This is a genomic window from Lysobacter sp. (assembly GCF_035655815.1).
Lineage (GTDB): Bacteria > Pseudomonadota > Gammaproteobacteria > Xanthomonadales > Xanthomonadaceae > Lysobacter_J.
In genome coordinates this window covers 1-6,239 of sequence record NZ_DASRTS010000063.1, presented here as the reverse complement: position 1 = coordinate 6,239, position 6,239 = coordinate 1, and the positions used below count along the sequence as shown (strand labels likewise).

The window sequence follows — 6,239 nt, the reverse complement described above, 5'->3', positions numbered from 1 at the left end:
GTCCGTCTAAAGCCGGCCGGGTCACTTTTCTTTGCTGACCCAAAGAAAAGTAACCAAAAGAAAGGGTCTTCCCCGACGAAGCAATCCCACGACCGGCAGAGGAGTCGGCGCCCCGCAAGTCGGCATCCGTGCCTCCTTGCTTAGCGCCGCACGTCCATGTGCGACGCCCTCCGGGTCTAGATGTGTGTTTGGCTCTTCAACAGCAACAGCAACAGCACCGACCAAAAAGAACGCTGGTCAGACTCTGCCGGCTGCACCTTCTTTGCCCGGCGTTCCCGTGAGAGTCGGAATCCGGATGCGTCCGCTTGCTGGGCCCACGCCGTTCACAAAAACGGCCTGAAGCCGCTCCCGCGAAACACCTCCAATCACCGCTTCCCCCGCTGCGCCGGCACGAACTGCTCGCGTACGGCCTTGGCCAGCTGGTCGGGTGGCAGCAGGCCCTGGTCGAGGAGGAAGTTGTTGAAGGCCAGGCGGTCGAACTTGTCGCCCAGGGCGATCTCGGTCTCCATGCGCAGTTCGAGGATGCGTGTGTAGCCGTAGAAATACGCGCCGGCCTGGCCAGGTGCGTTGAAGGTGTAGCGGTCCAGTTCCTGCTTGGTCATCGCTTCCGACAGACCCACCTTGTCGCGCAGGATGCGGCCCGCCGCCTCGCGGTCGATCAGGCCCAGGTTGAGCATCGGGTCCAGCATCGCGCGTGCGGCGCGCATCAGGCGGAACTGCAGCGCGATCAGCTGGCCGTCCAGCGGCTCGTACGGAACCATCTCGGCCTCGGCGTACAGCGCCCAGCCTTCGACGTTGACCGAGTTGAACGCGAACATCGTGCGTGCAAGCGACACGCCGCGCTCGACCATCGCGGTGAACTGCAGTTCGTGGCCCGGTCGGCCTTCGTGTGCCGATAGCGTCCAGCGCACCGCGTCGAAGTTGAAGTCGTCGTACTGCAGGGCCTTGCCTTCCGCGGTGGGCACCGAGATCGGCAGCACGAACTGGCCCTGCTGCCCGGTGTTGCCGACCAGCGGCGCCGGCAGGAAATGCGGGGCCGACTGCGCGGCGGACTCGGCTTCGGTACCCAGCCGCATCACCATCGGGCGGTTGGGCACGTCGACGATGCCCTCCTTGCGGATGATCGGATCGATCTGGTCGATCACCGTGCGGTAGCGCGCCTCGAGCTGGTCGTTGGGCATGTTGTCGCGCTTGAGTGCGCGGATTACGGCGATGTAGTCGGTCGCGTCGTCGACCTTCAGGTTGCGCTCCCTGGCGACCAGCGGCGCCAGCTGGCGCATCATCGCGCGCGTTTCCATGAACTCCAGCTGCGCGCGGCGCATCAGCGTCAGCGGATCGATGTCGATGCCGTACTGCTTGAGCTGGTTGGCGTACAGCTCCTTCGGCAGCTTCGTGTCGCTGCGCGCCTGCGGCAGCACGGTGTTGTGGGCCCACTGGCCGTATCCCTTCAGCTGCGTTTCCATCGCCGCCAGTGCAGCGTCGGCGCCCGCCACTTTGTGTTGTTCGAACAGCTTGCGGATGCCGCCGATGTAGGTGTCGACGTTGCCCAGCGACTGCTCGACTTCCAGCTTCGTCGGGCGCAGCAGCCTGGTGTCGGTGGCGCGTTCGGTGTAGCGCGCCTTGGCCAGCTCGGTGAGCGGCGTGGTTTCCGTGCCCTGGCCGACGTAGTTCTTCAGGCGCTCCAGCGCGTACGCGCGGCGCTCCGGGGGCGTCTGCTCGGACAGCAGGCTGCGAAGGCCGGTGAACATCAGCTGCGGCACGTCGCTCCACGGCAGCAGCAGGCGCTCGTTGAGTGCGCTGGTCTCGATGCGCTCGTCGGCCGCGCGGATCATGATTTCCAGGTCCTGGCGGACGTTCGGGTCGCGCTCGATGGCGAGCTTGTCCTTCAGGGCGTCGCGTGCCTTCACCATTGCTGCGCGGAAGCGCTCGGCATTGTCCGGCTTGAAATCGGCGACGCGATCGTCGTAGCCCGGCACGCCGAGGAACGACATGTCCTCCGGCGAGAACTGTGCCTGCGCGGCCAGCAACACCTGCGCGTGCTCGTTGCTTCGGGTCACCCAGGCCGGCGAGACCGGCACCGTCGATGCCTTGGCAGCGGGCCTGGCGGTCTGCGCCAGCACGGGTGCACCGGCGGCAAGGGTCAGGGACAGGGCGATGGCGAGCGTGAGCGGTCGGGTCATGGCGGGCACGTTTGGGTCGGTTGGGCGAGGATGCAGGCTACCCCGAACGCCCGGCCAGCCCCGGAGGTCATGCAGACTTCCGTGACGCAGTCCGCGTCCATGTCGCCCGGAATGCGCTGTCCAGAACGTGCCGTCCAGAACATGCCATCCAGAAAAAGGAAAGCCCGGCGATGCCGGGCTTTTCGCTTTTTCTGCAGGACTGCGTCGCTTACGGCTTCAGGCAGCGGTCGAAGAAGTTCTCGGTGAGCTTCAGGCGGTGCAGGTTGTCCGCACCCTTCAGGCCATGCTTGGCGCCTGGGTAGGTCATCAGCTCGAACGGCTGCCCGCGCTTCTGCAACGCGCTCATCAGCGCGGTGGAGTTGGTGAACAGCACGTTGTCGTCGGCCATGCCGTGGATCAGCAGCAGCTTCGAATCGAGTCCGTCGATGTGCTCCAGCACGTGCGCTTCGCGGTAACCCTCGACGTTGGCCTTGGGCAGGCCCATGTAGCGCTCGGTGTAGTGCGTGTCGTACAGGCCCCAGTCGGTGACGGGGGCGCCGGCGACGCCGCAGGCGTACTGGTCGGAGGCCTTGGCCAGCAGCATCAGCGTCATGTAGCCGCCGTTGGACCAGCCGTACACGCCGATGCGCTTGCCGTCGACCCACGGTTGCGACTTCAGCCATTCCACGCCCTTGAGCTGGTCGGCCACTTCGACCGTGCCCTGCTTGCCGTACAGCGCGCCACCGAACGCGGCGCCGCGGCGCGGCGTGCCGCGGTTGTCGATGGAAAACACCACGTAGCCGTGCTGCGCGAGGTACTGGTTGAAGTCGGGCGCCCAGGTGCGCTTGACCGTCTGCGAGGCCGGGCCGCCGTACACCAGCACGACCACCGGATAGCGCCTGGAAGGATCGAAGCCGGCCGGTTTGAGCAGGCTGTAATGCAGCGGCGTGGCGCCGTCGGCGGCCTTGAGCGTGCCGAACTCGATCGGACGATGCGCGGCGCGGAACTTCGCATACGGATGCTGCGGGTCGGCCAGGTCGTTGCTGAGCAGCGAGGCGATGCGCGTACCGTCGTTGCGGAACAGTTCCAGCTGCGGCGGCGTGGTCGGGTTCGACCAGTTGTCCACGAACACGCTGGCGTTGTTGGCGAAGCTGGCGCTGTGCGCGCCGTCCGGCTTGGTCAGGCGTTCGATCGCGCCGCCCGCCAGCGATACGCGATACACCTGCGCATCCAGCGGCGAATCCTTGCCGGCGGCGAAGTACACCTGGCCGGCGGTTTCATCGACCGCCAGCACGCCATCCACCGGCCAGTCGCCCGACGTCAGCGCAGTGGCCTTCGAACCGTCTTCGCTGAGCAGGTACAAATGCTCGAACCCGCTGCGCTCGCTGTTCCACAGGATGCGGCCGTCGCGCAGGAAGCGCAGGTCGTTGTGCAGCGGTACCCAGGTGTCGCTGGTCTCGGTGACCAGCGTGCGCTGCCTGCCGCTGGCGAGCGTGGTCTCGACCAGCTCCAGCCTGTGCTGGTCGCGAGACTGGCGCTGGAACGTCAGGCGCTGCGGATCGCGCCAGTCCACGCGGGCGAGGTAGATGTCCTCGTCCTTGCCCAGGTCGATCCACTTCGGCGCGGCGTTGGCCCTGGGCGCGATCACGCCCAGCTTGACCAGCACGTTGCGGTCGCCGGCGGCGGGATAACGCTGCTCCACTACTTCGGTGCGGTCCGGATAGACCTCGTAGCGCTTCTGCACCGGCACCGGGCTTTCGTCGATGCGCGCGAAGGCGATGGACGAATCGTCCGGCGCCCACCAGTAGCCGGTGTGGCGGTCCATTTCCTCGTCGGCGACGAACTCCGCCACGCCGTTGCCGATCACCTCGCTGCCGTCGCGGGTGAGCTGCACCTGCTTGCCGGTCGACAGGTCGATGACCCACAGGTTGCGGTCGCGCACGAAGCTGACGAAACCGCCGCGCGGCGAGATCTTCGGATCGGTAGCGAAACCTTCGCCGGCGGTGAGCTTGCGCACCGCGGCCTTGCCGCTCTTGCCCAGGTCGTACAGGTACAGCTCGCCGCCCAGCGGGAACAGCAGCGTCCTGCCGTCCGGCGACCACTGGTAATCGACGATGCCGCTGAGCGCGGCGATGCGCTGACGCTCGCGGCGCGCCTTCTCGGCATCGCTCAGCACTTCCTCGCCGGGCAGGATGTCGTCCGCGTTGACCAGCATCGAGGTCTGCCCGCTGGCCACGTCGTAGGCCCACAGGTCCAGCCGGTTCTTGTCGTCGTCCTTGCCGCGCAGGAAGGTCACGCGCGAACCGTCGGGCGCGACCTTGGCCTTCATCAGCGACGGGCCGGACAGCGGTGCGTCGCCGGCCAGCGCCTCCAGCGTGAGCTTGACCGGCGTGTCGGTGCGGTCGGCGGCGAGGGCGGGTACGGCGGTCAGGGTCATGGCGAGCAGGCTGGCGGCGAGGCCGCGGACGATCGGTTTGTTCATGCGTTGGTCGACGGGGTTCCGAACAGGTTCTTGCGCACTTCCGGCGTCAGTTCGCGCTCCACGCGGTGCTGTTCGCCGACGGCGTAGGCGCGCTGCGTGGCCGGGCGGCGCTCGATGGCCGCATGCCAGCGGCGCACGTTCGCGAACGGCTCCATGTCCAGCGGCGCCTTGGTGTAGGGATTGATCCACGGATAGATCGCCATGTCGGCGATGGAGTACATGTCCGCGGCGACGAACTCGCGGCCTTCCAGGCGCCTGTCGAGCACGCCCAGCAGGCGCTGCGCCTCACGCTTGTAGCGGTCCTTGGCGTAGGGAAGGTCTTCCGGCGCGTACACGTGGAAGTGGCCGTACTGGCCGGTCATCGGCCCCAGTCCGCCGATCTGCCAGTGCAGCCACTGGCTGACCTCGGTGCGCCCGCGCGTGTCGGCGGGCACAAAGCGCCCGGTCTTGTTGGCCAGGTACGCGAGGATGGCGCCCGATTCGAACACGCTGATCGGCTCGCCGCCGTCCTCCGGCTCGCGGTCGACGATAGCCGGCATCTTGTTGTTCGGCGAGATCTTCAGGAACTCGGGCTTGAACTGGTCGCCGGCGCCGATGTCCACGGGATGGATCGTGTACGGCAGTCCGGCTTCCTCGAGGAACAGGGTGATCTTGTGGCCGTTGGGCGTGGGCCAGTAATGCAGATCGATCATGGGGGGCGGGCTCCGGTGGGGGGAGGCCCGCCAGTGTAAGGGCAGGGGCCGGCGTGCCGGCCGCGGGGCGCGGAATGCTGAATTCCGGCGGGCCTTGCGCAGGAGGTCGCCTTGGCAGGCGCGCGGCCTGGCCGCTACCCTAGCCCGCCGCTTTCGCCATCGAGCTGCACCGCATGTCCGAAACCCGCCAGTCCTCCCTCAACCCGCTGCCCGCCCTGATCTTCTCGTCGCGCTGGCTGCAGTTGCCGCTGTACCTGGGCCTGATCGTCGCGCAAGGCGTGTACGTGGTGCTGTTCCTGAAGGAACTGTGGCACCTGATGCTGCACGCCACCGAGTGGACCGAGCAGCAGATCATGCTGATGGTGCTCGGCCTGATCGACGTGGTGATGATCTCCAACCTGCTCATCATGGTGATCGTCGGCGGCTACGAGACCTTCGTCAGCCGCATGAACCTGCAGGGCCATCCCGACCAGCCCGAGTGGCTCTCTCACGTGAACGCCTCCGTGCTGAAGGTCAAGCTGGCAACGGCCATCATCGGCATCTCGTCGATCCACCTGCTGAAGACCTTCATCAACGCGGCGGCCTACGACGAGAAGACGATCATTGCGCAGACCGGCATCCACGTCACCTTCCTGCTTTCCGCGCTCGCCATCGCGGCGGCGGACCGCATCATGCCGGCAGTGCATCCGAAGGAACACGCATGAGCGCCATCCAGCGCGAGCACCTCGTGCAGAGCGTCGCCGACGCACTGCAGTTCATCTCCTACTACCACCCGGCCGACTACATCCGCGCCCTCGGCCGCGCCTACGAGCGCGAGCAGTCGCCGGCGGCGAAGGACGCCATCGCGCAGATCCTCACCAACTCGCGCATGTGCGCCGAGGGCCACCGGCCGATCTGCCAGGACAC

At 66.9% G+C, this 6,239-nt stretch carries 5 protein-coding genes; 2 read left to right on the top strand and 3 right to left on the bottom strand.

Annotated features, from left to right (window positions below; translation table 11 throughout):
• Window positions 1–365 precede the first annotated feature (365 nt).
• The 3 genes from VFE83_RS16890 to VFE83_RS16880 form a co-directional block, all read right to left on the bottom strand.
• Complete coding sequence (locus tag VFE83_RS16890) at window positions 366–2,180, bottom strand: DUF885 domain-containing protein (RefSeq protein ID WP_324908298.1); 1,815 nt, start codon at window positions 2,178–2,180, stop codon at window positions 366–368.
• Between the two features lie 208 nt (window positions 2,181–2,388).
• Window positions 2,389–4,641 carry a S9 family peptidase gene (locus tag VFE83_RS16885; RefSeq protein ID WP_414674776.1) on the bottom strand — a complete coding sequence of 751 codons (2,253 nt, stop codon included), beginning with the start codon at window positions 4,639–4,641 and terminating at the stop codon, window positions 2,389–2,391.
• Complete coding sequence (locus VFE83_RS16880; RefSeq protein WP_324908297.1) at window positions 4,638–5,333, bottom strand: glutathione S-transferase N-terminal domain-containing protein; 696 nt, start codon at window positions 5,331–5,333, stop codon at window positions 4,638–4,640. The genes VFE83_RS16885 and VFE83_RS16880 overlap by 4 nt, the downstream gene beginning before the upstream one ends.
• A gap of 173 nt (window positions 5,334–5,506) precedes the next feature.
• Between VFE83_RS16880 and VFE83_RS16875 the strand changes: the two genes are divergently transcribed.
• Both VFE83_RS16875 and VFE83_RS16870 read left to right on the top strand, forming a co-directional pair.
• Window positions 5,507–6,037, top strand: a complete 531-nt coding sequence (locus VFE83_RS16875) for a TIGR00645 family protein (RefSeq protein WP_324908295.1) — start codon at window positions 5,507–5,509, stop codon at window positions 6,035–6,037.
• Window positions 6,034–6,239, top strand: a 206-nt coding sequence (locus VFE83_RS16870) for a fumarate hydratase (protein ID WP_324908293.1), incomplete at its 3' end; no start/stop codon positions are given. The genes VFE83_RS16875 and VFE83_RS16870, both read left to right, overlap by 4 nt.